The 23,162-nt window shown below is 63.7% G+C and carries 21 protein-coding genes; 8 read left to right on the top strand and 13 right to left on the bottom strand.

Translation table 11 applies throughout. The annotated features are described in order from the left end of the window. Window position 1: 1 nt before the first annotated feature. The 3 genes from N008_RS17440 to N008_RS17430 are packed head-to-tail and all read right to left on the bottom strand — an operon-like array spanning window position 2 to window position 6,575. A complete protein-coding gene (locus N008_RS17440; protein ID WP_044017647.1) occupies window positions 2-3,268 on the bottom strand; it encodes a type I restriction endonuclease subunit R in 3,267 nt (1,088 codons plus the stop codon). Beyond that, a complete protein-coding gene (locus N008_RS17435; RefSeq protein WP_044017646.1) occupies window positions 3,265-4,395 on the bottom strand; it encodes a restriction endonuclease subunit S in 1,131 nt (376 codons plus the stop codon). Before N008_RS17435 ends, N008_RS17440 begins: the two co-directional genes overlap by 4 nt. Then, window positions 4,392-6,575 carry a class I SAM-dependent DNA methyltransferase gene (locus N008_RS17430; protein ID WP_044017645.1) on the bottom strand — a complete coding sequence of 728 codons (2,184 nt, stop codon included), beginning with the start codon at window positions 6,573-6,575 and terminating at the stop codon, window positions 4,392-4,394. Before N008_RS17430 ends, N008_RS17435 begins: the two co-directional genes overlap by 4 nt. A gap of 220 nt (window positions 6,576-6,795) precedes the next feature. Here N008_RS17430 and N008_RS17425 point away from each other — a divergent pair, with 220 nt between their 5' ends. The 3 genes from N008_RS17425 to N008_RS21870 are packed head-to-tail and all read left to right on the top strand — an operon-like array spanning window position 6,796 to window position 8,154. Further along, the gene (locus N008_RS17425; RefSeq protein WP_044017644.1) at window positions 6,796-7,377 is read left to right on the top strand and encodes a hypothetical protein; all 582 of its coding nucleotides are present in this window, start codon (window positions 6,796-6,798) and stop codon (window positions 7,375-7,377) included. Between the two features lie 43 nt (window positions 7,378-7,420). Next, the gene (locus N008_RS17420) at window positions 7,421-7,651 is read left to right on the top strand and encodes a hypothetical protein (RefSeq protein ID WP_044017643.1); all 231 of its coding nucleotides are present in this window, start codon (window positions 7,421-7,423) and stop codon (window positions 7,649-7,651) included. 56 nt (window positions 7,652-7,707) lie between these two features. After that, the gene (locus N008_RS21870; RefSeq protein ID WP_052381690.1) at window positions 7,708-8,154 is read left to right on the top strand and encodes a protein-export chaperone SecB; all 447 of its coding nucleotides are present in this window, start codon (window positions 7,708-7,710) and stop codon (window positions 8,152-8,154) included. A gap of 92 nt (window positions 8,155-8,246) precedes the next feature. On the opposite strand, the gene N008_RS17410 is transcribed toward N008_RS21870, so the two are convergent. The 6 genes from N008_RS17410 to N008_RS17380 form a co-directional block, all read right to left on the bottom strand. After that, window positions 8,247-9,113 carry a hypothetical protein gene (locus N008_RS17410; RefSeq protein ID WP_231569735.1) on the bottom strand — a complete coding sequence of 289 codons (867 nt, stop codon included), beginning with the start codon at window positions 9,111-9,113 and terminating at the stop codon, window positions 8,247-8,249. A 404-nt stretch (window positions 9,114-9,517) separates the two neighbouring features. Continuing rightward, the gene (locus N008_RS21865) at window positions 9,518-10,024 is read right to left on the bottom strand and encodes a hypothetical protein (RefSeq protein WP_052381689.1); all 507 of its coding nucleotides are present in this window, start codon (window positions 10,022-10,024) and stop codon (window positions 9,518-9,520) included. Continuing rightward, window positions 10,021-10,623, bottom strand: coding sequence for a hypothetical protein (locus N008_RS17395; RefSeq protein ID WP_044017640.1), 603 nt, complete (start codon window positions 10,621-10,623; stop codon window positions 10,021-10,023). The genes N008_RS21865 and N008_RS17395 overlap by 4 nt, the downstream gene beginning before the upstream one ends. Then, entirely contained in the window at window positions 10,620-11,249 is a 630-nt protein-coding gene (locus N008_RS17390) for a hypothetical protein (protein WP_044017639.1), read from the bottom strand. Before N008_RS17390 ends, N008_RS17395 begins: the two co-directional genes overlap by 4 nt. Next, window positions 11,246-11,545, bottom strand: a complete 300-nt coding sequence (locus N008_RS17385) for a hypothetical protein (protein WP_044017638.1) — start codon at window positions 11,543-11,545, stop codon at window positions 11,246-11,248. The genes N008_RS17390 and N008_RS17385 overlap by 4 nt, the downstream gene beginning before the upstream one ends. Before the next feature lie 2 nt (window positions 11,546-11,547). Beyond that, entirely contained in the window at window positions 11,548-11,808 is a 261-nt protein-coding gene (locus tag N008_RS17380) for a hypothetical protein (protein WP_044017637.1), read from the bottom strand. A 103-nt stretch (window positions 11,809-11,911) separates the two neighbouring features. Here N008_RS17380 and N008_RS21860 point away from each other — a divergent pair, with 103 nt between their 5' ends. Continuing rightward, window positions 11,912-12,778, top strand: coding sequence for a helix-turn-helix transcriptional regulator (locus tag N008_RS21860; protein ID WP_052381688.1), 867 nt, complete (start codon window positions 11,912-11,914; stop codon window positions 12,776-12,778). A 196-nt stretch (window positions 12,779-12,974) separates the two neighbouring features. Here N008_RS21860 and N008_RS17370 read toward each other — a convergent pair whose 3' ends face one another. Continuing rightward, window positions 12,975-13,484 carry a hypothetical protein gene (locus N008_RS17370; protein ID WP_044017636.1) on the bottom strand — a complete coding sequence of 170 codons (510 nt, stop codon included), beginning with the start codon at window positions 13,482-13,484 and terminating at the stop codon, window positions 12,975-12,977. A gap of 42 nt (window positions 13,485-13,526) precedes the next feature. Beyond that, window positions 13,527-14,411: a DNA/RNA non-specific endonuclease gene (locus N008_RS17365; protein ID WP_052381687.1), complete on the bottom strand. Its 885-nt coding sequence runs from the start codon at window positions 14,409-14,411 to the stop codon at window positions 13,527-13,529. 162 nt (window positions 14,412-14,573) lie between these two features. Here N008_RS17365 and N008_RS24175 point away from each other — a divergent pair, with 162 nt between their 5' ends. From N008_RS24175 to N008_RS17345, 4 genes are all read left to right on the top strand, one after another. Next, window positions 14,574-15,599 (top strand): 2Fe-2S iron-sulfur cluster-binding protein, encoded by a 1,026-nt coding sequence (locus N008_RS24175; RefSeq protein ID WP_081910867.1) that lies wholly within the window; start codon window positions 14,574-14,576, stop codon window positions 15,597-15,599. 9 nt (window positions 15,600-15,608) lie between these two features. Beyond that, window positions 15,609-16,661, top strand: a complete 1,053-nt coding sequence (locus tag N008_RS17355) for an FAD binding domain-containing protein (protein WP_052381686.1) — start codon at window positions 15,609-15,611, stop codon at window positions 16,659-16,661. Window positions 16,662-16,676: 15 nt separating this feature from the next. Then, on the top strand, window positions 16,677-18,935 hold the full coding sequence (locus N008_RS17350; protein WP_081910866.1) for a xanthine dehydrogenase family protein molybdopterin-binding subunit: 2,259 nt from the start codon (window positions 16,677-16,679) through the stop codon (window positions 18,933-18,935). A gap of 493 nt (window positions 18,936-19,428) precedes the next feature. Further along, complete coding sequence (locus N008_RS17345) at window positions 19,429-19,686, top strand: hypothetical protein (protein ID WP_044017634.1); 258 nt, start codon at window positions 19,429-19,431, stop codon at window positions 19,684-19,686. A 318-nt stretch (window positions 19,687-20,004) separates the two neighbouring features. Here N008_RS17345 and N008_RS17340 read toward each other — a convergent pair whose 3' ends face one another. Together N008_RS17340 and N008_RS17335 are read right to left on the bottom strand one after the other, a co-directional pair. Beyond that, window positions 20,005-22,416 (bottom strand): DUF349 domain-containing protein, encoded by a 2,412-nt coding sequence (locus tag N008_RS17340; RefSeq protein ID WP_052381685.1) that lies wholly within the window; start codon window positions 22,414-22,416, stop codon window positions 20,005-20,007. A 67-nt stretch (window positions 22,417-22,483) separates the two neighbouring features. Beyond that, window positions 22,484-23,053, bottom strand: a complete 570-nt coding sequence (locus N008_RS17335; RefSeq protein WP_044017633.1) for a YqgE/AlgH family protein — start codon at window positions 23,051-23,053, stop codon at window positions 22,484-22,486. Between the last annotated feature and the right edge of the window lie 109 nt (window positions 23,054-23,162).

The following is a 23,162-nucleotide window of genomic DNA, read 5'->3' as shown; positions in this document are numbered from 1 at the left end:
ATCAGGCCGCCATCCGGCTCTCCTGCTGGTAGAAGAACTCAAATAGGACGGTGCTCTTCTCCTCTACTTCCTCCGGGGAGTAGGACTCGGGCAGGCCCTGCTCCTCGTTGTACAGAAAGTCGAAAATGAAGGTGCGCACCTCGGCTTTGGTGGCCTCGGTATCGCGCCAGTGCTGCTTTAGCTTCTCGCGCTGCAGGGCCTCCAGCAGCTCGTGGGCTACCTTCTTCAGCTTCTCGTACTCGGCGGGTTTCAGGTTGGGCTTGCGCAGCTGGTCGTAGAGGGCCAGCTCCGGCTCGCTGAGGCCTTCGGCCACGGCGCGCTGCTGCTCCTGGCTCAGGCTCTGGGCGAAGGTCAGCAGCTGCTCGAAGGTGTCCTCTATCGTTTGCCGCTCCTTCTCGTGGTTGTAGTCGGCAATGATTTCCTGATACTTGGCGTTGAAGTCGATGCGGGCCGGGTTCTGGGCCACCATCTGGTGCAGCTGGTCCTCTACTTCCTGCTTGAGCTGCTGGGTGAGGGTGTTCTTTTTCTCCGACTTGGCAAACTCCTGGCGCAGGCGCTCGAAGTTGATTTTGCTCATGTCGTAGAGCTTCTGGTAGCCTGCCAGCGGCTCAGCTACGGCCGTCACGGCCTTGTCTACCACGTTCTGCATCTCGCGCAGCAGGGCGGTGATATCGGCCCGTTCCCGGTCTTCGTCCAGCTTCTTGCTGATGATGCGCAGCGCGTCGTACTCCGTCAGGTAGGCGTGTACGCCGGCCACGTTCACGCAGGCTTTCAGCCGCAGTTCGGCCTCGCGGTTCAGGGCCTGGTAGTGCTTGCGGGTTTCCTCTTTAGCGTTCAGCAGCTCGGCGGCCCGCACAATGGCCGCATTCACCCCGAAACCGGTAGCAGTCAGCAGGTCGTTCAGCTCGAAGCCGTGGGTGAGCAGGTGCTGACGGGCGGCCTGCAGGCTCTGGGCCAGCTCCGCCAGCAATTCCGCATCCGGCTTAATGGGCGAGTCGCGGGGTGGGTCGCCTATATCACCGCCATCGTCGCCACCTCCCCCCGGACCATCTGGGGTACCGCCCCCGAAGGTGGCCAAAGCTTCGCGCAGGCTTTTCAGAATACCGCTGTAGTCCACCACCAGCCCGTTGGTTTTGTCCTGGTACACGCGGTTGGCGCGGGCAATGGCCTGCATCAGGGTGTGGGCTTTCAGGGGCTTGTCGAGGTAGAGGGTGCCCAGGCTGGGCACGTCGAAGCCCGTCAGCCACATGGCGCATACGAAGGCCACCCGGAACGGGTGCTGGTCGTCCTTGAAGGCCGTTTCCACGTCCACGCGCTTGCCGTCGGCCAGCTCGAAGCCCTGCTTGAGCAGCGCGCGGTGGGGCTCAATCTCGATGTCCCAGCGCTGGAAGGTGGCCACCTCGTTCTGCTCCTCCGAAATCACCACGGCCATGCGGGTCTGCTGCATCCAGGCCAGCTTGCGCTGGAGCTGAGGCAGCTCCTGGTCGTCGTCGCACTTGCTGATTTGCTGGGCCAGGGCCACTTCCTTTTCCTGCCAGAAGCGCTGCACCATCTCGAACATGCGCACGGTGGTCACCTTATCCAGGGCCACGAACATGGCCTTGCCGCTCTCCCAAGCCGTGCTGTAATGCTCCACGAAGTCGCGGGCAATGGGCTCCAGGCGCGAGGTGGCCGTGAGGATGGGATAGGCGCGGGCCAGGGCTTTTTCCAGCTGGCTGCGCTGGTCGGCAGTCAGGTCGTGGGCGTCTTCCAGCCGCTCGATGGCGGCGGCCAGCTCGGTGTTCACCTCCGTGTTGTTGAGCTGGAGCTTCTCGCCGCGGCTGTCGTAGTACAGCGGCACGGTGGCCCCGTCCTCCACGGCCCGCTGGAAGTTGTAGGTGGAGATGTAGTCGCCGAAGATGCGGCGCGTCAGCTCGTCCTCCTTGAACAGCGGCGTGCCCGTGAAGCCGATGTACTGGGCCTGGGGCAGGGCTTGGCGCATGTTGATGGCCAGGCGGCCGTTCTGGCTGCGGTGGGCCTCGTCGCTCATCACTACCACGTCCGGGCGGCGGGTGTAGGGGTCCTCGGCCGTGACGGTCTGGTTGAACAGGTTGATGAGCGAGAACAGGTAGGGCTTATCCTCCTGAAACATACGCTTCAGGTCGCGGCCCGAGGCCGGGCGGCAGGGGTTGGCGTCGTTGTTCACCACCCCGCAGCCGGCGAAGGTTTTGTAAATCTGGTTGTTGAGGTCGGTGCGGTCCGTTACCACCAGGAAGGTGAAGTTGCCAGGCAGCTTGCGCCGCACTTTCTCCGCAAACAGCACCATGCTGTAGCTCTTGCCCGAGCCCTGGGTGTGCCAGAACACCCCCAGCTGCCCGGCTCGCTCGGCGGGCTGCTCGTGGCGGCGGCGCACCACCTCCACGGCCCGGTTCACGCCCAGGAACTGGTGGTTGCGGGCCACAATCTTCACCAGCTTGCCGGCGCTGTCGTCGAACAGAATGAAGTTCTCGAACAGGTCCATGAAGTTGGCCCGCTGGCATACCCCGTTGAGCAGGGTTTCCAGGTCCACGGCGCCGGCGTCCTGCTCGTGCAGGCGCTTCCACTCGTGGAAGTGCCCGAACTTACTGCTCATGCTCCCGATGCGGGCCTTGTCGCCGTTGGAGAGCAGCACCAGGGCGTTGGCGTCGAACAGGTGCGGGATGGTGTCCTTGTAGTCGCGGATGTTCTCCTCGTAGGCCGCCCGCAGGGGGCGGTTCACGTTCTTGAGTTCCACCAGCAGCAACGGCACCCCGTTCACGAAGCCGATGATGTCGGGGCGGCGGCGGTACGTGGGGCCCTGCACCCACAGCTCGCGCACGGCTAGGAAGTGGTTGTGGGCGGGCTCGTCGAAGTCGAACACCCGCAGGCGGGTTTTCTCCAGCTGGCCCTCGGGCGTGCGGTACTCCACCAGCACGCCCTCCCGGAACTGCTGGTAGCGGGTGCGGTTCAGGGCCACGTCGTGGCGCTGGAAGCTGGTTTCGGTGAGGTGGCGGATGGCCGTTTCGTAGGCTGCCGCCGGCAGCGCGGGGTTCAGTTGCTCCAGGGCCTGGCGCAGGTAGGCCGTCAGGTACACCTCGCGCTGGCTGCTGCGGCCCAGGTTGAGCTGCCGGGTGGCGGGGTCGTAGCCCAGGGGCGCGGGGGAGGCCAGCACTTCCTGGTCCTGGGCGTACACCGAGTGCCAGCCCAGCTGGTCGCGCAGGTGGTCGGCCATGGTTTTCTGGACCAGCTGGTCCTCGCTCATCTTGTTCATACGGCTAGTTCCCCGCTCATCAGGCGAGGCAGTAATAGGTCACGGGCTTGTTGAAGCTTTTGAGTTTGCTGTTGCAAAATTAAAATCTGAGCAAAAACGGGCTTGCAAAAGCCTTCGAAAGCTTGTAGCAATGCTTTGTTTGGAAGTAGAAGTTCAAGGCTACCAAACTTACTCTTATTAACATTAGGCATTGTTGCACCACCGCCTACTGCTTCCAATCTTGGCTTTAACGCCCTCAAAGTGAAGAAGGCAAAATAGGTGGCCGTTTCATCATGCGTAATTACCGCGTTGATCTGCTGATTAGTCTGAGAAACGCCCGGCGATAAGGAGACGACGCCAAGTTTAGCGCCAATACAGGCAACTAGAATGGCATTTTTCGGCAAATACTTTTTCGGCTGGATATCAGCTCCTTCTTTCGATAAACTTGATTCTGTTTCAATTACATACACGTTTCCGTGCATATCAGGCGTTTTTATGAATGGCACATCTTCTCCATAATAGCTGGCCCTTGTCGTATCAGGGGTCTTGCCAGTAATTATTTCACCAATGTCCTCTACTTTACTTTTCGCCCACCCCTGCGGCACGCCCTCCACCACGGGCGTATGCTCGTGCCCCGGAAACTGCAGGCGCACAAACCACTCCTCATACAGCAGCCGCGCCGCCTTTTCCAGCAGGGCAATGCGCTTGCGGTTGTTGTCGATGAGGTCGTCGTAGGCGGAGAGGATGGCGGCTATGCGCTGCTGAACAGGAAGCGGGGGAAAGCGGATATCCAGTTCGTGAAGAATATTCCTATTTAGCCCCGGAACTGCCCCAGCACTATTCTGCCCGCTTAGATTTAGGGTTCTGAGAAAATAGCTAACGAATCGCGCATCGTTACCCTTAAAATCTGAAACATACAGTGTCGTATTCAACGGCCAGTATGGCTCATTTACATAGAAAACCTGTCCTAGCGTTCCATATCGGCCTGTTACAACGCCGGGGCCACTTCGCATAGCCTCGTTATGGTAGTCAGTGACACCGGATGATGAAATAACAGGGACGTTTCCTACAATTCTAGCTTGGTTAGGAAGGTCGTAGCCCCTTTTCAGGGTAATAGCCTTTCCAAGCTTCATTCTTTCCCAACTCATACCAACTCCTCAAAATTCGTTTGAATAGTCCGCGCCAACTCGCCGGCTTCTTCGTTGAGGCCAGCCAGTTCCAGGTGCAGGTCGCGTAGCTCGGCCTCGAAGTCAAAATCTTCATCGGCTTCCACCGGGGCCACGCCCACGTAGCGGCCGGGCGTCAGGCTCCAGTCAGCGGCAGCCAACTCGGTTTGGTCCACCACCTTCACCAGCCCCGGCACGGGTACCAGCTCGGCGTCGGGGAAGCGGGTTTGCAGCCAGGCGGCCTGCCGGTAGAAGTAGGTGGCCTGTTGCAGCTGCTCGGCGGCGGCGTGGCGCTGCTCGTCCAGGGCCTTGCGGGTCTTGTTGAGGGCGCGGGTGTCCCAGCTGGTAGCAGCTTTGGCGTTCAGGGCCGGGCCTTCGGCCAGCTCGTAGGTGCGGGCGGCCAGCTTGGCCAGCAAATCCAGCTGCTTGCTCAGGCCCTTGCACTGGGCGGCCAGCGGCTCAAAGGCCTGCCGGGCCTGCTGCTGCCGGGCGTTTACCTGCGCGGCGTCTTCCGCCGGTGCAGCCGCGGCGGCCGGCGGCGCAAACAGGCTGGTCTGGCCGGTAGCGGCAGCCGGGGCCGCCGTGGACGGAGCCGTTACGTGGGCCCAGGTGGCGGCGTAGGTCTTGAGGGCGGCGGTCAGGGCCGCGCGGTCGTGCTGGTAGCCGCGCCAGGCCACTTCCCACTCTTCCACGGCCGTGGTCAGGGTGTCGAGGCCCTCGGCGGCGGCGCCCAGCCCGTCGAGGAACTCGCGGGCCGTGTCCAGCAAGGTAGTCAGGCTGTCTTCGGCGGGGGCCAGGGCGGCCGGCACCAATTCGCCCTCCTGCGTGAGCTGGTGCAGGTACTCGCGCACCAGGCCCAGGTAGCGGGCGGTCTGGCCCCGGTACAGCCACATGATGGCCGTCAGGTTCTTTTCCTGCTCGGGCGTGAAGTCGTACACCTTGCGCGTCACCTTGCGGTACACGTTGCGGGCGTCCAGCATCAGCACCTTATCCTGCCGGTCCGCGGGCTTGCCCCGGTCCAGAAACCACAGCTCGCAGGGCACGGTGCGGGTGTAGAAGAAGTTGGAGCGGATGGCCACCATGGCGTCCACGGCCCCGCTTTCCACCAGCTTGCGGCGCACGTCCCGCTCGCCGTGGCCGGCGCTGCTGGTCTGGCTGCTCATCACGAAGCCCGCCCGGCCCTGGGGCTTGAGGTAGCTGTAGAAGTACGACACCCACAGGTAGTTGCCGTTGCTCACCTTCTTCTTGGCATTCACGCCCGGCAGCCCGAAGGGCAGGCGCTTATCGGCTTTCACCTTCTCGGCGTCCACCTCGTCCACGTTGAAGGGCGGGTTGGCCATCACGAAATCGGCCTTGCCCAGCAGCTCGTGCTGGTCCTCGTAGAAGGTGTTGCCTTCAGCAATCTTGCCCTCCAGCCCGTGCACGGCCAGGTTCATCTTGGCCAGCCGGATGGTCAGCTCGGTTTTCTCCTGCCCCCGGAACACCACCCCGGCCTTGCTGGCCGTGGTGCCGCTTTCTTCCAGGAAGTGGGCCGTCTGCACGAACATGCCGCCCGAGCCGCAGGCCGGGTCCAGCACCACCCCGTGGTTGGGCTCGATGAAGTTCACGATGGTTTGCACCAGGGAGGGCGGCGTGAAGAACTCGCCGTTGTCCTGGGCGCCCACCATGGCAAACTTCATCAGGAAGAACTCATAGATGCGCCCCAGCACGTCGCCACCCGCCTCGCGCAAACCTTCGTCGTTGAAGGTCTTGAGCAGGCTGCGCAGCAGGTCCGTGTCGAAAATCTGGTAGTCCTTGGGCAGCTCGCCGGCCAGCATCTCGGGGTAGTCGGCCTCAATGGCGTCCATGGCGTCGATGATGGCCTGGGCCACATCCTGCCCGTCGGGCAAGCTCAGCAGGTGGTCGTACTGGGCCTCCGGCCGCAGGTACAGCGCGCCCTTGCGGGTAAAGTCGTCCTTGGTCAGCGCCCGTTTCTGACCGCCGCGGCTGGGCAGCTCTTTCTCAATTTCCGGCTTCACCTGCTGGAAGCGGTTGCTGGCGTGGCGCAGGAAAATCAGCCCGAGTACGGGCATGGAGTATTGGGTGGAGGTCAGGCCCGAATTGGCCCGGAGCTGGTCGGCACCGTTCCAGAGGCGCTTTTCCAGTTTTTCAATGGAGGTCATAGAGAGGATAAGCAGCGAAAGCCGGTGATTGGGTAGCAGATTGCCCGGTCTACAAACATAACAGCCCCCATCCTGAAACTAACCAAGCTATAGGCTTTGCCAAGCTTTTTTTGAGAACAACTGCTTTCATGAGACACGGGATATGTTGGGACAGGGCTTTACATTTGCTTTTCCAGGCCATCATTTATTCCCGCCCTCCTTCGCCTATTCACTACCTGCTATGCACATAACCCACGGCTACCATACCGTTCGGGATACCGAAGACCCAGATAAGATTGAGCGAGACGCCCCCTTCAAATGCACCAGGTCGGATGCCTGGTTGTCGGAGGGCTACTACTTCTGGGAAAAGGACCTGGAGCGTGCCCACCAGTGGGGTAAGGGAGCGTACAAACAGCGAGAAGGCGTGGATTATGTAATTCTGCGGGCGGAGCTGACGCTGGCCCGTATGCTGGATTTGGTAGGTGACCCGGAGCACCAGAAATTCATGCGGGATATGGTGAACGTGATGCGCCAGGAAGACCCGACGTGGCGCGCCAGCAACCAAGACCCACCGCTGGGTACGATACTTGCGCTGTTGCGGCTACGGGCCAGCAAGAGTCAGGCGGCATTGTTTCCCTACGACTCGGTGCGAGGGCAGGACCACCCCAAGCCGACCCAACACCGATTTGTCCGACGCAGGCAGCCAGACAATGGTTCTGACAACCTTATCGACCTAAACCCACGCGTCCAGATTTGTGTGTTCCATAAATCTGCCGCAACTTTGCAGAACGTACGTATTGTTTTCCCGGAACATTACGTATAATTCGGTCGTTATTACGACACCAACCATTTTTCCATTCTGCCTTATGCAAGCCGCCCTCAACCCCGTGGAGCTGCTGCGCGAGTACTTGCGCACCACTTCCCCCCAGGAGTTGGCCGCTGAGTGGGCCTCCGTCGAAGACATCGGTAAGGAAGGCCCCACGCTCTCGGAAGTATTACGCCTCGGCACGCTGTTTTATCCGGTGCTGCCCCCTGAGAAACACGTTGAACAAGAACAAACCGAACTCCTCCCCAACCGGGAGGAGTTTTGTTTTTAGCAGGGCTTCGTATCATTGCAGTCCGTTTACCTATCTACCTTCTCCCCCTATTCTCCATGGATCAGCCCATTGCCCGGTTTTCGCTGCAAGGCATTCAAGTAAAAGAAAGCTACTTTACGCAGTCGGCCGAGGCCTCTGGCCAAGACTTTGCCGTGGATACAGAAGTTGAGGGAATTGTAAACGAAGCCACCCGCACTTTTCAACTGCACCTGCGGGTGCGGGTATCTGATGAGCAGGAAAGCTTTGAGGCTCGAATTCATCAGGTAGGCAACTTCGTATTCGATAGGGATATTGAGGAGAAGGTGCTTACCAATTTCTTCGTGATAAACGCGCCAGCCATGCTGTTTCCGTTCGTGCGCTCCTACATTGCCTCGCTGACAGCGCTGTCGGGCTACGAAACTATCCTGCTGCCGGCACTGAACCTGCAGTCATTGGGGGAAAGCCTACGGGACAATATCAAGTATGAGCAGACGGAGCAGGACGATCAGCCTGCCACTGAATAGAAATTGAATTTACGGTAAAACACTGCGGCTTGGCAGAAGATAGATTATCTTCTGCCAAGCCGCAGTGTTTTTCAAGCTATCTAAGATTCTAATCATGCACCGAGATGCTTTGAGTGCTCAATCCCCCACTTCTCAGCGAAGCGGCGGGTGGCCTGCTGGTGGCGGCGGATAATCTGCTGTTGAGCGGCTTCGGAGGGCTGCCAGTCGGGCCGGGGGTGGCGGTGGATGGCCTGCTGCACTTCCTGGCGTTGCTGGGTGGCTTGTTCCATACTCAGCAGGCCGCGGCGGTATTTCTGCTTGATGAGGGTGAGCTTGTCGCGCAGGTGTTGGGCGTTGGGGTGGCTGGCGGGAATCATCAGGGCCACGGACTGCACCAGCGCGGGGGCGGCCTGCTGCAGCTGGTGGAGGGTGACGGCCTCCTGGCTGATGGCTTGGGTTTTCCGGTCGAGGTGGCCGTTTTCCAGATGCCGGGCCTTCTTGTCAAAATACTGGCTGATGAGGCCGTAGATGGTGGCCGGGTCGAGGGCGTTGAAGAATCTGGTGCCGGTGGTGCGGGCCTGTTTCAGGGCCAGAATGAGGTCCTTGACGCTGTCGTGGGTGTAGGTCTGGGCCAGCGTGTCGGCCAGCTCCAGGATGTCGGCGGCGTCGGGCTTGTCGGCCACGCGCACGCTGTCGACGAAGGCGCGCAGGATGACCACCAGCAGTCGCACCACCACCTCCTCCCCTAACGTCCGCTTCAGCTGGAACAGCTTGGGGGCGGCGGCGGCCTGGGTGGGCGTGAGGCCCACCGACACCTCGGCCAGCATCAGGCGGGCGGCGGGGTTGGAGGTTCTGGCCAGCTCACCTATCCCACTTGGAGACGTAGCCAGTGCCAGCAAGGCCGCTTCCGGCCGGTTGCTGGTGGAGGGTGCCATCGGGGCGGCGCTGGACGTTCGGAGCGAGTTTGAGGCGGTTTTCATGGGCATCGTTGAGGAAGAATTGCGTGGCGCAGGCTTTCCAGTCGCGGCGCCGGGGCGGCTCTCCGGTCTTCCGGTCGCGCCAGGCCTGAATCCTGGCGTGGTAGAAGCGTAAGTCAGCCAGCTGGTAGTCGGTACCGTCGAAGGCCTGAATGAACTTCTCCACGTCGGCCAGCTCGGACTCGGCAAAGGGTACTTCGGGAAGCTGCTGCCGGCCCCGCCGGGCCGGGCGGTCGGGGTGGCTGGCTTGGCCGGTGGCAGCTGCGCGAATGGCGGCCTGCTTTACCCCCTTCTTTTTTGCGCAACTTTTTCTTTGGGGGCTGCGCCTGGGGACGAGCCTGCACCGTCAGGCGGGGTGATGTCGTCGAGCAGTTCCGCGCCTGAAAGCCCTTCCCCTTCCAGCACCGCTATTTTTTTTGGTGCGGGGCGGCGGCGCCGTTTACACCGTTTACACTACAACCTGTTTTACCATATAAGGAGGGTTGGCCCACTTCTGGTACAACCTCCCCCGATTGGTCGGCCCACTTCTGGTACAACCGTTGTCCCACTTCTGGTACAACCTCAGCAGGTCCAGTCGTACCACTTCTGGTACAACCGGCGGGCTTTGGTTGTCCCACTTCTGGTACAACCTCTCCCGTTACCTGAAGCCGTACCGCGCTGCCGCCGCTGTGGCTCGGGAGGTAGACAATCATGCCCCAGGCGTGGAGGTCCTGCAGGGTGCTGAGGTAGGTTCCCCGGTTGCCGATGTGAGCGGCGGTCATCACCTCAGCCCGGTTGAGGGGCAACTCGTAGGGGAAGCGGGCGGCGTTCCACTGGTAGAACAGGGCCCAGTAGAGGCTGACGTGGTGGGGCCGAGCCTCGGGGCGGGCGCTCAGGCGCTCGTGGGCGGCGCGGGTGTGCTGTACGTAGTTCATGCATGGGCCGCGCTGAGGGGAATGAAGGGCTCGTCAATAGCCGTGAAGCCACCGGCCGGAGCGAACAGTTCCAGTTGCTTGCCGGCGTCACGGTGCTTGCCGCGCAGGGCGGCTTCCACTTCCGTCAGGGCCTCCTGCACAGCGGTTTCCAGCAGGCCGGCGTAGGCGTATTCGGAGCCGGTTTCGTCGTCGTAGGCCACGTAGGGACTGGTGAGGTTAAGCACCCGGTTGCCGGACAGGCGGCGCTGGCCGATGAGCGTGACCCCTCCCCCGCCGCGGCCCAGGCTCAGGCCCGTAACGGTGAAGCTGTCGAAGTGCGCGGGCAGCTCCTCGGCCTCGTCGTCGGGCCAGAAGTCGGGCGTTTCGGTCAGCTGCTCGCAGAGCAGGCACAGGTGCGGGATGAGGCGGGCGAAGCGGTGCTGCAGGTCGGGGTGGATCAGCTCCGGGCTGGTGAGCGTGAAGGCGCGGGCCGGGGCCTCCGGGTCGCGCTGCTCGGTGAATTCGCAGAGCAGCTGGTAGTCCTTAATTTTCGCTTTCTGGATGCGGATGAGGGACATGACGGCCTCGGGGCCGACGATGGGGGCGAGTTGCTGGTTCATACCGGTTGGGAAGCGGGATGGTGGGCGTGAAAGACGGCGGCCGAAAAGCCGCGGGGCGTGAGGCTGCGCAGGTTGGCGCGGTTCTTCGAGCCGGATACCTTGTCGACCAGGGAGCCCTGCACCGGAAAGACGGGGCGCTTTTCCGGCATCCGGAAGCCGTGGCCGGTCCAGAGGCAGGTGCGCTTGGTGTAAGCCTCGGCTTCGGGGTCGGGGAGCCAGCCGGCGTATTCGCAGGGGTCGAACTGGTAGTCGGGCTCGCGCCAGTAGTGGCGGAGCTGGCCGCGGGGGTTTTCCAGGAAGTAGGGCGCGCCCAGGCGGTGGCAGAGGTCGGCGGCGGCGCCCACCAGGTCGAGGGCGGCGGCCAGGGCCCGGATACCTTTTACCCGGAACAGGTGGGCGCCGGCGTTGCTCAGGTCGGTGCAGGGCGGGAAGGCGGCCACGAAGGCCACGGGGCCGGGCGGGGGCACGAAGCGGCGCACGTCGCCGCCGACCAGGCAGACGTTGCCCTGCCACGTTTCGCCGGGCGGGTGCTGCACGTCGACGCAGTAGCATGTGTAGCCGGCGGCCGCCCAGGGTGCCGTGAAGCGGCCGGAGTGGTCGAACAGGGAAATAACGGCCGTGCTCATGCGGTGGCCGACAGCGGGTGGCGGTTGTAGCGGTTCTGGTAGCGCGTGAGCTCGGCGCGGCGGAAGCCCCACTCCTTCTCGTTGATGCGCACGCCGGTAATGCGTTTGGCGCGGCGGGCCTTGCGCAGCCCATCGGGCTGCATGCCCAGGAAGGCGGCGGCCTGGCGCACGTTCAGGATTTCCTCGGCGGCGGCATCAGTGGCCGCCGTGGCAGCCTGGGTGGCCTGCTCCAGCTTGTCGAGGCGGCCGACAAGCTGCCGCCACTCCTGTTCGGGGATAATGACAACGGCTTGCATGGCTACGCTTCGTCTATGAGCTGGCGGGCGCGTTCCTGCACCTGGCGGCGGCGGGCAAACTCCTCTTCGGCCACCTCCAGGAAAGTATCGGCTACCTCCTTGCGGGCCCCGTCGTCGGCGATAATCTGGTAGAGGCGCGACTGGCTGAGCTTGATGCCGCGGTCCTGCAGGCGGGTGAGCGTATCGGCAATAACGCTGTGCCGGCGGCCGAGCTTTTGTAGCACCTGCTGCAAAACTCCCGGCTTTTTCTCCTTCTGTTCCATACTTTTTCCTGTAATTTTGTATATTGCTTAAGCAAGCATTATTGCTTTGTGATGCAATTATAAATACACCACAAAGCAATAATACATCAAAACAGGAAATAAAATGCAAAAGCCTGATAGCCAGTCAGAAAAAAAGCCTGAAGTAGTGCAGCGCATTCAGCAGATACTCACGCACTTCGGTCTGAACGCCAGCAGCGCCACGCAGAAACTGGGCTACAGCACAACCAGCAAGCTCTATAACATCCTGAAAGGCTCGGAACCGAGCTACCCTACTTTGGTGGACTTTCTGCGGCAGTGGCCGGATTTGTCGCCGGAGTGGCTGATGCTGGGTCAGGGCCCGATGCTGCGCGGTGAAAGCGGCGCTGCGGGAGTCGTGGCGGTGCAGCGGCCGGCCGTCAGCGGCCGGTCGGTGGTAAACAGCGGCGGCGTGCTGGTGGTGACGGTGGACCGGGAGGGCACCGACAACGTGGAGCTGGTGCCGGTATCGGCTCAGGCAGGCTACACGCTGCAGCACAACGAAGCCGTGTTCGTGCAGGATTTGCCGCGCTACCGGCTGCCGCTGTTTGAGCGGGGCAAGTTCCGGGCCTTCGAGGTGGCCGGGGATTCGATGACGCCCACGCTGAACCACAACGACATTGTGGTGTGCAGCTACGTGGATAACTGGCGGCTCCTGATTCCGGATGACATCTACGTGGTGGTAACGTCGGAGTCGGTGATGCTGAAGCGGATTCGCAACCGGATTTCCACCCTGGACGAGGAAGTATTGCTGTTCTCGGATAATCCGCACCGGCGGCCCTACCCGATGGATACGGCGGACATCACGGAGCTGTGGCGCGTGCGGGGCTACATCAGCACGTTCCTGCCCTCGGCCCCCGATGTGACGGCGGAACGGCTCTGGGAGATAATTGAGACGCTGGGCTTCGATAAAGGGGACATCCGGCGACGTCTGGAAGAAGGCGCCTCAAATTAAGCCACAGTTGAAAACGCCCTGCTTTTGGTAGCGGGGTAAGTAATTGAAGATGCGTGCTTTAGAGTGCGTCGGATTTTAGAGAGTGAGCCCCGACAGGAGGCTCATTCGAATAAAGCTCGTTGCAAATCACTGATTTGCAACGAGCTTTATTCGTTTATAACGACTGCAGGCGTTGTGTAGGACGACGAAAATCGTGTCAAGGCACCCGCGCAAACTCCACCACCCACACCCATTCGTTGCGGGCCCACGCGTCGGGGTAGATGGAATCAAACAGGCCCTGGAATGCCCGTACGGCGCTATCGTACCAGCGGAAGCCATCGGCAGCACGAGCGGCGGGCTCGACGCCGCCCCATTGCTCGCTGCCCTGCTGCAGCCGAAAGCCCAGGCCCTCTTGCCGGGCCTGGGCTTCGGTGATGCCACGCACCTGCTCCAGCTGAATACTGACCACCCGCAACCGGCAGTCCGGGGCTTCCTGCACATGCAGCACGGTACCGGCCGGCCCGAAAGGGCACGGCACGGGTGGCAGCAGGTCATCTGGCGCGTGGCGGTCGGCAAACAGCGCGCCGGCCGCCGTCAGGGCCCGCAGGCCGTAGCGCCCGGGGTCCTGGCGCAGCTGCAGCGTGGGCGCCAGCCGGCGGCGGGTGACGGTTTTGCGACCGGCCAGCACGGCGGCCAGCATGGCCGGATTGAAGGAAATACTATCCATCAGCGTAGCCCAAACAGGCGTCCTTGGCCCTGAAACAGCCTGTTACTGTACCGGCCCGTTATCGATGCCGGCTTCCAGCACCTGCTGCACGGCGGAAGGTACGGCAGAGAGCAGGTCGAGGCCGGTGGCCGCCTCAATGGCATCAACGCTGGTGCGGTACTGGCCCCAGTTGGTGCTCAGGCTGTTGTCGTTGGGCGTGTCGATGGCAATGACGCGGGTGCCCGCCGTAACGCGGGTGGCGTCCGACTCGCCCACCGGCAGCACCACCACCACCTTCCAGATGCGGGCCGGCACCGTTACGCGGCCCTGGTCGAGGGTGGTTCTGGCCCCCGACGAGCCCACGCCCCCCGTCCCGTATTGCCCCATAATAACGTAGAGCTCGTTGCCGGAACCCAACAGGGAGCGGGTGTAGTCTTCCAGATTGGCCCAGGTTTGCTGGTTGTTGCGCGGGGCCTGCGGAATCATGTTGGTCATCAGGAACGTGGCCGAGTTGTCGGGCACCGTGTTGGTGCGGTCGGCGCTGGGGCAGTTGTGGCCCCGGTCGAAGCCCGACCCGGAGTAGCTGGTGGCCTGCACCTGATACCAGCCGGCTGGCAGCGTGGCGTCGGCGCGGAAATCATCCTGCCGGGCCGCCGATCCGCGCCAGCTCAGGTCGAGGTGCCAGCTCACCCAGTTGGGGATGCCCCGCTCCCGGTGGTAGCTGAGCGCGTACTGCGGTTTGCTGAGCAAGTAGTTGGTGGGCTGCGCCGGATCGGCGGTAGCGCCGCTGGGGTTGCCGAGCGTCAGGTGCTCGGGCAGCGGCTGCACGGGCGGGGCAGGCGTAACGGGCGGCGAGGCGGGAGTCGGGTCCTGGGTGGTAGAGCAGGAGGCCACGGTGAGCAGCCCCAGCAGCCCCCAGACGGGCAAACTGAGCGAGCGGTACAGCATCAGACGGGATAAAGCAAAGGTGTGTAGCAGAGAGCGGAAGCACAAAGGTACCCTTTTGGGAGTTGGCCCGCGCGCCGCCACCTCGGCCCAGCCGGCGCGCCCGCGCCAACGCTGCGCGGGCAACTGCGTATTTGCTGCTACCTGCCATCTATTTCCGCCTGCATGAAGCTGCCCTCCATCCTACCCCTCCAACCCAGCGACACTGCCCCCGACGGCCTGCTGCCCGGTGGCTCGCCCCTTTCCGCACTGCGGGGCCGGCCCGTAGTGCTGGCCTTCGCGCCCGACGACTGGAACCCCGGCCACGCGCATCAGAGCGCCCTGTTTGCCCAGCTGCTGCAGGAGTTCGGCGAAGAAATAGCCTTCGTCGATACGGCCGCCGAGGGCTGGCACTCGCTGGACTGGCGCGGCACGCTGGCCGGGCAGTTTGGCGTGAGTGGCCAGCGGGCGCTGTTTCTGCTCGATGAGCAGGGCCTGATCCGCTGGTCGGCAGTCGTGGAGGCCGGCACCACCATCCGGGCCGGCCAGGTGCTGGCCGCGCTGGAAACCCTGAAAGCCCCGGCGGCAGCGGCCCCCACGGTTCCGGCCGAGGCGGCCGGCGGCGTGTCGCGGCGCACGTTCGTGACGGCGCTGCTGGCCACCGTGGCCCTGCTGCTGCTGCCCGGCACCGACATGGCCGCCGCCACGCCAGCGCCCGCCGACGCATCCGACGCGCCGGCGGCTCCCGCCGATACTGTCCCCGTTACGCTGCGCATCAATGGCAAAACGCACCGCCTGCAGCTGGAGCCCCGCGTGGCGCTGCTGGACGCGCTGCGCGAAAACCTGCACCTCACGGGCACCAAAAAGGGCTGCGACCATGGCCAGTGCGGCGCCTGCACCGTGCACCTCGACGGCCAGAGTGCCCTCTCCTGCCTGCGCCTGGCCGTCATGAGCCAGGGCCAGGAAATCACCACCATCGAGGGCCTGGCCACCGGCGACACGCTGCACCCCATGCAGACGGCTTTCGTGAAGCACGATGCCTTCCAGTGCGGTTACTGCACGCCGGGCCAGATTATGGCCGCCACCGCCCTGCTGCAGGACAAGCAGCAGCGCTCCGCCGTGGAAATCAGGGAGGCCATGAGCGGCAACCTGTGCCGCTGCGCCGCCTACCCCAACATCATTGCCGCCATCGAAGACGCCCAGCGCGCATAACCCCCGCTTATGAATCCTTTTCACTATCAGCGCGCCGGCAGCGCCGCCGAGGCGGTGGCCCTGGTGGCCCGGGAACCGGCCGCCACGTTTATTGCCGGCGGCACGTCGGAAGTCGATCTGCTGAAGGAAGGCGTGCATCAGCCCACCCGGCTGGTAGACCTCGCGGGTTTGCCGCCCGGCACCATCGCCCCCCTGAACGGCGGGCTGCGCCTGGGCGCCAGCGTGAGCAACAGCGCCGCCGCCGCCCACCCCGAAATCCGGCAGCGCTACACGGCTGTGAGCGAAGCCCTGCTGGCGGGCGCCTCCACCCAGATCCGCAACGTGGCCACCATGGCCGGCAACCCGCTGCAGCGCACCCGCTGCCCGTATTTCCGCGACCCCGGCCAGCCCTGCAACAAGCGCGTGCCCGGCAGCGGCTGCGCGGCCCTCGGCGGCCTCAACCGCATGCACGCCCTGTTCGGGGCCTCGTCCAGCTGCGTGGCCACCCAGCCCAGCGACCTGGCCGTGGCCTTGGCCGCCCTCGATGCGCAGGTGCAAACCACCGGCCCCGGCGGCAGCCGCACCATTCCCTTCCCCGACCTGCACCGCCTGCCCGGCAGCACCCCGCACCTGGATACGGTGCTGGAGCATGGCGAACTGATAACGGCCATCGACCTGCCGGCCTTCTCTGGCCGCTCGCACTACCTCAAGGTGCGCGACCGGGCCTCCTACGCATACGCGTTGGTGTCGTGCGCGGTGGCGCTGGAACTGGACGGCACGCGCATCCGGCGGGCCCGGATTGCGCTGGGCGGCGTGGCCCACAAGCCCTGGCGGGTGCCCGCCGCCGAAGCCCTGCTGGCCGGCCAGAAACCCACCGAAAAGCTGTTTCTGGCCGCCGCCGAGCGCGCCTTCGCCGAGGCCAAGCCGCTGGAGCACAACGGCTACAAAGTCCCGATGGGCCGCAACCTGCTGGTGCGGGCCCTGCTGGAAACCAGCGGCCTGCAGCCGCTGGCCGGCCCGGCCGGCACGGCCTTCGCCGCCAGCGTGGGCGGCATGGGCGGCCTCGTTTCTTCTCCCCGCTAATTTCTCAGGACTACTATGACAATGACGGAAGCCACCGGCCAGCCCCTCGACCGGGTGGATGGCCAGCTGAAGGTGACGGGCGCGGCCCGCTACACCGCAGAATGGGACGTGCCGGGCCTGGTGTACGGGGCCGTAGCCGTGAGCACCATTGCCCACGGCACCATACGCACCCTGGACACGGCCGCCGCACTGCGGGCTCCGGGCGTACTGGCCGTGCTCACCCACGAAAACGCCCCCCGCCTGCAGCCCATGCCCGAAAAGGTAGGCGAAACGCTGTTTCGGGGCGAAGGCGGCATCACGGAAACGCGCCAGCCTCTGCAGGATGCCACCGTGGAATATGCCGGCCAGCCCATTGCAATGGTGGTGGCCGCCACCCACGAGCAGGCCCGCCACGCCGCCACGCTCCTGCGCGTGACCTACGACGAACGCCCTCCGCAGCTCGACCGGCAGACCGCGGCCCGGCAGACCAAGCCGGAAACCTTTCTCGGCAGCAAGGAAGAAAAGCTGCAGGTCTCCATCGGCGACACTAAATCCGCACTGGCCGCTGCTCCGGTGAAGATTCAGCAGGTGTACGAGTCCGGCATCACCCACCATAGCCCCATCGAGCAGCTGGCCACCATTGCGCACTGGCAGCAGCGCGGCGGCACCGACTTCCTGACGCTCTACGACACCACCCGCGGCCTCGGGAATGCCCAGGCCGTGGCGGCGCTGTCGCTGGGGCTGCCCAAGGAGCAGGTGCACGTCATCTGCCCGTTTGTGGGCGGGGCCTTCGGGGCGAAGGGCTGGCTGTTTGCCCCGATGCTGCTGGCAGCCATGGCGGCGCGGGTAGTGCAGAAGCCGGTGAAGCTGGAATGGCGGCGGCAGGAGATGTTTACGGTGGCCGGCCAGCGCGCCGCCACCCGCCAGACCCTGGCCCTGGGCGCCACCAGCGACGGCCGCCTCACAGCCCTGCAGCACGACACGCACACCCATTCCTCGCTTTCCAGTGGGTTTACGGAGCCCTGCGCCCGGGTGTCGCGGATGATGTACGCCGTGCCCAACCTGGGTTTCTCGCACCAGCTGGCCCACCTGAATATGCCCTCGCCGTGCCCCATGCGCGGCCCCGGCGAAACCGTGGGCGGCTGGGCCCTGGAGTGCGCCCTCGATGAGCTGGCTACCGAGCTGAACCTGGACCCGGTGGAGCTGCGCCTGCGCAACTACGCCGACAAAAACCCCGAAACCGGCAAGCCCTGGTCGAGCAAGCACCTGCGCGAGTGCTACGCCCGCGGCAAGGCCCTCATCGGCTGGGACGCCCGCAACCCCAAGCCCCGCTCCATGCGGGAAGGCCGCGAGCTGATCGGCTACGGCATGGCCACCACCATGTACCCGGCCGGCCGCCGCAAGGCCGCCGCCAAAGCCACCATCTTCGCCGACGGCCGCGCGCTGGTGCAAAGCGCCACCCACGAGCTGGGCAACGGCGCCTACACCATCTTCCGCCAGATCGGGGCCGATGGCCTGGGCTTGCCGGTCGAGCAGGTGCGGTTTGAGCTCGGCGACTCCGCCCTGCCCCCCACGCCCACCTCGGGCGGCTCCGTCACGACGGCCACCGTGGGGCCGGCCGTGCTGCAGGCAAGCCGGGCCGCCGTGCGCGCCCTGCAGCAGCTTGCCACCCGCGACGCAAAGTCGCCGCTGTACGGGGCGGCGCCGGAGGCCGTGGAGGCCCGCGCTGGCCGCCTGCAGCTGAAGGCCACGCCCGCAACCGGCGAAACCTACGCCGCCATCCTGAAGCGGGCCAACTTGCCTTCGGTGAGTGGCATCGACGAGGCGCAGCCCGGCGCGGAGCGCGAGCAATACTCGTTCTACTCGTTTGGGGCGGTGTTTGCGCAGGTGCGGGTCGATGAGGCCAGCGGCACCATTCGGGTGGCCCGTTTGTGCGGCGTCTACGACGTGGGCCGGCTGATGAACCCCAAAACCGCGCACTCCCAGATCATCGGGGGCATGACCATGGGCCTGGGCGCCACGCTGATGGAGGAAACCTCCTACGACCCGCGCAGCGGCGCCGCCGTGGTGCGCAACTTCGCCGACTACCACGTGCCCAGCATGGCCGACACGCCCGACATTCAGGTGGAGTGGCTCAACATCCCCGACCCGCACATCAGCGAGCTGGGGGCCCGCGGCATCGGCGAAATCGGCTGCGTAGGCACGCCGGCCGCTATTACCAACGCGCTGTTTCACGCCACCGGCCGCCGCCTCCGCTCCCTGCCGCTCACGCCGGATAAGTTCTTCAGCGCCTAAAAGAACAAGCGAGCCGTCTGGGCTAGCTCAGACGCCAACGACTATTTATCTGCCATACGGCTTTCTGCAAACCGGTGCCTATACAGGATATAGGCACCGGTTTCAGTTTCAGCAAATAGGTAAGCAGTGCACTATTATTTCTCCGCGCTAGGGCAAGGTGAAGAATAAAAAATCAGCGAATTACTGCTACACTGAATTGCAAGCGCCGGCATCCTTGGCCGGCTAATCTGTGCTTTAGTGTTTGTGCTCGATGCTTTCTTGTCAATCAACGCCCTTATAATGAAGCCTTAGCAAATAGCAACAACCTAAACAGCCAGGGAAGTTAAATTCAGGTTCTATCCAAATTATCTGCAACCCCGGCTTATTTACAGCGCACGAATTAATTATTGAATTTCACAGCTCACTTTCTGAATTTAGCGTATTGAAAATTATTCTGGTAGGTTTGTACTACTAAGTCCTTTTACACGCTTTTCACATTTAACATACGTACCCCATGGCCCTCGACATCAGCCAGCTTGAAGAAGTAATTAAAAACGCTAAAAACAGCGACATCGTAAAGAAGGATCTGCGCAAGGCACTCCGTGGTGTTTCGGCCGCAATCCGCACGCTCAACCAGGCCGTGGAAGATATGGATGCTATTCTGGCCGACGATTACCAGCCGGTAGCCAAGGAGCGCAAGCCCCGCACCGTAACGCCGGGTGGCGCCAAGCGTGGCCGCAAGCCTAAGAACCCCGTGCCAGCTGCTGAATAGCAATTGTCTGTGGGCACTACCTGTTTTAGCTGCCTATAAAAAAAGCCTCGCTTCGGCGGGGCTTTTTTATAGGCAATTTTCCGGGCCGTATAGCGTCTTCCGAATTACCGGCGGCCAAGCAGGAAACAGAGTCCGGCAACGCAGACAACCCGCTAAGCCAGCTTCGCTAATTAGCGTAGTGCGCCGGCATCATTTGCCGGTTGGCGCGGCTAATCTATCAGACTCAGCGGGTATTTGGGCTGCAAATGCCGCAAAAAAGGGCGGCCCCGGAAATTTACCGGGGCCGCCCTTTTTTATGGCGCTTTTGCGCAGCCAGGATTAGCTCCGCACTACACGCAGCTGCTTTTTCAGCCCTTCGATGCGGCGCTGCGCCTCATCAATCCGGCCCTGATATTCTTCGCGTAGCTGGGCCGCATTTTTAGAGCGGGCGAAGAATTCCAGATTCGTTTTCAGCGTGGAAATGTCGTTTTCCAGCTCGTTGATTTCCCGGCGCAGTGTCTGCTCTTTCTTGTAGAGCTGCTGCTGGGCATCAGGGCTGGACTTGAGGCGCTCGACCTGCAGGTTGAACAGCAGATCGGTGCGCTCGTCGTAGGCCAGGCCCGGTACCGTATCGAGGTACTTGCCCATCACGCCCTGGAATCGCTCGTCGGCGCGGCTGTCGGCCCCGAAGGCCTGCCACTCCTGCACGTGCTGGCGGAAACGCTCCAGGCTGCCCGGCTGGTCGGCCGATAGGGCGGCGGTGCTGGCGGCCAGCTGGTCGAGGTAGGCGCTTTGCTCCTGGCTGAGCTGCTGCACCCGCTCCTGGCGCTGCTTCTGCTCCTGGTTTTTGCGGTCGAAGAACGAGTCGCAGGCGGTGCGGAACCGGTTCCACACTTTGTCGGACTGCTTCTCGGGCACGCGGCCGATGGTTTTCCAGTCTTTCTGCAGCCGGATGACCACCTCACGGCCCTGCTCCCAGTCGGGGTTAGCCAGGGCGGCTTCGGCCTGCTCAATCAGCTCCAGCTTGCGCTTGAGGTTGCCGTTCTTCTCTTCGTCGAGGGCCTTGAAGAACTGGTTTTTGCGCTGGAAGAAGCCTTTGTAGGCCCCCCAGAACTGCTTGTTCATGCTCTCGGCTTTGTCGCGAGGCACGAGGCCGGCGGCATCCCACTCCTCCTTGAGCTTCTGCAGCTCGTCGGTTTTGGCGCGCCACTCGTTCACGCGCTCCGTCTGGAAGTCGCCGAACGGACGCAGCTGCTCCAGCAGGGCGGCTTTGCGGGTCATGTTGGCGTTTTCCTGGGCCGAGCGGGTATCCAGAAACTCCTTTTTGCGGTTGTGCACCAGCTCCGAAGCCTGCAGGAAACGCTGCCACAGCGGCTCGCGCTGCTCATTGGGCACCGGCCCGATGTGCTTCCACTCCTCGTGCAGCTGACGCAGGTCGGTCAGGGCCTTGTTGATGCTGGACTGGCCGGCCAGGGCCTCAGCCCGCACAATCAGGGCTTCCTTGGCCTCCAGGTTGCGGCGGCGGTCCAGCTCCTTCATCTCGAAGAACAGGCCGCGGTTGTTGTAGAAGATGTCGAGCAGCGCGTGGTAGGAATTCCACAGCTCCTGGGTGTCTTTCTGCGGCACCGGGCCGGTTGCTTTCCAGTCGTTCTGCAGCGCCTTTATGCGGGCCGAGCTATCCTTGGTTTCGGCCGACTCTACCAGCAGCCGCAGCTGCGACAGCAGGTGCTGCTTGTGCAGCAGGTTGCGGGCGCGCTGCTCGTCTTCGGCTTTAGCGTCGCGCACGCGGCTCTCGCGGAACTCCTGCATGGTCTTGCTGAGTTCCTGGTAGCCTTCGGGGCCCGCGTAAGCGAAGTCGTCGCCTTCGTTGCCAGCTTCGGTGAAGCGCTGGCGGGCGGTGGCGCGGTCAGCCTGCACGGTGGTGTCGTACTGGCGGTAGAGGTCGGTGATCTGCTTGCGGTTCTGGCGGGCATCGGGGCGGCGCAGCAGGCTCAGCAGGTGCGTCGTCTGGGCCGGCAGGTCGAGGGTGGTGAAGTCAGGGGCGTGCGTTTCGGGCACGAACTCCTCTTCCTCCTCGTGGGCGGCACCCGTTTCCAGCGGCGGCGTTTCCGAAGAGGTTGGCAACGTAGCCAAGGCCTCCGGAGCCGATTCCAGCTCGGCAGCGGCGTGAATATCGGCTACGGGCAGCTCGGCATCGGGCGTAGTGGCCGGCTCGGCGGCGCCGGTCAGGGCCTCCGGCTCGGGCGAAACGGGCGCGGCTGGCGCTTCCGTTGGGTCGCCGGTCAGGGCTTCGGGCTCGGGCGTGACTGGCACGGCCTCCGCGGCCACCACCTGGCCGGGCGCCGATGCTGCGGTGCCGGCTTCATGCGCCTGGGCACTTACCACCCCGGGGTTGCTGGTGCCGTAGTGGCTTTCGGCGCGGGCCTGGGTATCAGAAATGGACGGGCTATGGGCGGGCGGCGCTACCGAAACCGGCGTGGCGGGCACCACGGCCGGCGACTCGGCCGTGCCGGCTTCCTCGGGCTGGCCGGGCTGCGGGTGCGTTTCGGTGGCGGGGCGCTCGGTTATGTCGTCATCAGCGGCGGGCGTAGCGGGGGCCGCGGCTACCGGGGCGTCGGCCGGGGCAGCAGAAGCATCCGTGGCGGGCTGCTGGGAGCGGATTTCAGCCAGCCGGCGCTCCAGAATGCTCATCGGCGATTCGGAATCGGCGGCAGAGCCAGCGGGGGTGGCGTTATCGTTTTCAGGTAGCATAGTTCAGAAAAAAAGGCCCGGCCGGCAGTCGGCAAACGACGGCACGGGCGACGGAGGAAGAAACAGGTCAGTTGAGGCGGGGGTCCAGCGGGTAGTTGGACAGGGCGCGGTAGCGGCCACCTTTCTCGCGCAGAATGGCCTGCCAGAAGGCATCATGGTCCAAAGTAAAGACTTTCCCGGCATCATTCGGGTGCACAATCCAAACATTTTCGTTGACTTCGGCCGCCAGCTGCCCGGCAGTCCAGCCGGAGTAACCGGCGTAGAAGCGCACGGTTTCGGGCAGCAGCTCGCCGCGGAGCAGAAGGCCCAGCAAAACGCTGAAATCACCGCCCCAGTATACGTTGTGGCCCAGGGGCTGCGCGCCGGCAATATCGGGGCGCTGGTGCAGAAAATGCAGGGTATCGGGCTGCACGGGGCCGCCCAGCAGCAGCGGCGCCTCGGCCAGCGGGCCGGTTTCGGCGGGCTCGGGCAGCTCCAGCACGTCGCCGAGGCGCAGCGCCGTGGAGCGGTTGAGCACCAGCCCGAACGTGCCGTCCTCGTCGTCGTGGCGGCAGAGCAGCACCACGGTCCGCTCGAAGTTGGGGTCGCCCAGAAAAGGCTGGGAAATCAGAAGACTACCGGGACGAAGGCGTGGCATGGCAACAAATCCTGACAAACAAATACAACGCCCAGGCCGTTGCCGACCCGACGGCCAGCTTCGGTTGGTGCCCTGCTAAACTACCTGCAGTACGTCAGCCGCCCCGAAT

Origin of the sequence: Hymenobacter sp. APR13, assembly GCF_000737515.1 — a bacterium.
In the GTDB taxonomy this organism is placed as follows: Bacteria; Bacteroidota; Bacteroidia; order Cytophagales; family Hymenobacteraceae; genus Hymenobacter.
The sequence above is the reverse complement of the archived record's forward strand: the minus strand, read 5'-3'. Positions and strand labels throughout refer to the sequence as shown.

What these genes read in the sequence shown, in the direction of transcription:
- N008_RS17440 (WP_044017647.1), bottom strand. Translation starts at nt 3,268, where the DNA reads ATGAACAAGATGAGCGAGGACCAGCTGGTCCAGAAAACCATGGCCGAC.
- N008_RS17435 (WP_044017646.1), bottom strand. Translation starts at nt 4,395, where the DNA reads ATGAGTTGGGAAAGAATGAAGCTTGGAAAGGCTATTACCCTGAAAAGG.
- N008_RS17430 (WP_044017645.1), bottom strand. Translation starts at nt 6,575, where the DNA reads ATGACCTCCATTGAAAAACTGGAAAAGCGCCTCTGGAACGGTGCCGAC.
- N008_RS17425 (WP_044017644.1), top strand. Translation starts at nt 6,796, where the DNA reads ATGCACATAACCCACGGCTACCATACCGTTCGGGATACCGAAGACCCA.
- N008_RS17420 (WP_044017643.1), top strand. Translation starts at nt 7,421, where the DNA reads ATGCAAGCCGCCCTCAACCCCGTGGAGCTGCTGCGCGAGTACTTGCGC.
- N008_RS21870 (WP_052381690.1), top strand. Translation starts at nt 7,708, where the DNA reads ATGGATCAGCCCATTGCCCGGTTTTCGCTGCAAGGCATTCAAGTAAAA.
- N008_RS17410 (WP_231569735.1), bottom strand. Translation starts at nt 9,113, where the DNA reads ATGAAAACCGCCTCAAACTCGCTCCGAACGTCCAGCGCCGCCCCGATG.
- N008_RS21865 (WP_052381689.1), bottom strand. Translation starts at nt 10,024, where the DNA reads ATGAACTACGTACAGCACACCCGCGCCGCCCACGAGCGCCTGAGCGCC.
- N008_RS17395 (WP_044017640.1), bottom strand. Translation starts at nt 10,623, where the DNA reads ATGAACCAGCAACTCGCCCCCATCGTCGGCCCCGAGGCCGTCATGTCC.
- N008_RS17390 (WP_044017639.1), bottom strand. Translation starts at nt 11,249, where the DNA reads ATGAGCACGGCCGTTATTTCCCTGTTCGACCACTCCGGCCGCTTCACG.
- N008_RS17385 (WP_044017638.1), bottom strand. Translation starts at nt 11,545, where the DNA reads ATGCAAGCCGTTGTCATTATCCCCGAACAGGAGTGGCGGCAGCTTGTC.
- N008_RS17380 (WP_044017637.1), bottom strand. Translation starts at nt 11,808, where the DNA reads ATGGAACAGAAGGAGAAAAAGCCGGGAGTTTTGCAGCAGGTGCTACAA.
- N008_RS21860 (WP_052381688.1), top strand. Translation starts at nt 11,912, where the DNA reads ATGCAAAAGCCTGATAGCCAGTCAGAAAAAAAGCCTGAAGTAGTGCAG.
- N008_RS17370 (WP_044017636.1), bottom strand. Translation starts at nt 13,484, where the DNA reads ATGGATAGTATTTCCTTCAATCCGGCCATGCTGGCCGCCGTGCTGGCC.
- N008_RS17365 (WP_052381687.1), bottom strand. Translation starts at nt 14,411, where the DNA reads ATGCTGTACCGCTCGCTCAGTTTGCCCGTCTGGGGGCTGCTGGGGCTG.
- N008_RS24175 (WP_081910867.1), top strand. Translation starts at nt 14,574, where the DNA reads ATGAAGCTGCCCTCCATCCTACCCCTCCAACCCAGCGACACTGCCCCC.
- N008_RS17355 (WP_052381686.1), top strand. Translation starts at nt 15,609, where the DNA reads ATGAATCCTTTTCACTATCAGCGCGCCGGCAGCGCCGCCGAGGCGGTG.
- N008_RS17350 (WP_081910866.1), top strand. Translation starts at nt 16,677, where the DNA reads ATGACAATGACGGAAGCCACCGGCCAGCCCCTCGACCGGGTGGATGGC.
- N008_RS17345 (WP_044017634.1), top strand. Translation starts at nt 19,429, where the DNA reads ATGGCCCTCGACATCAGCCAGCTTGAAGAAGTAATTAAAAACGCTAAA.
- N008_RS17340 (WP_052381685.1), bottom strand. Translation starts at nt 22,416, where the DNA reads ATGCTACCTGAAAACGATAACGCCACCCCCGCTGGCTCTGCCGCCGAT.
- N008_RS17335 (WP_044017633.1), bottom strand. Translation starts at nt 23,053, where the DNA reads ATGCCACGCCTTCGTCCCGGTAGTCTTCTGATTTCCCAGCCTTTTCTG.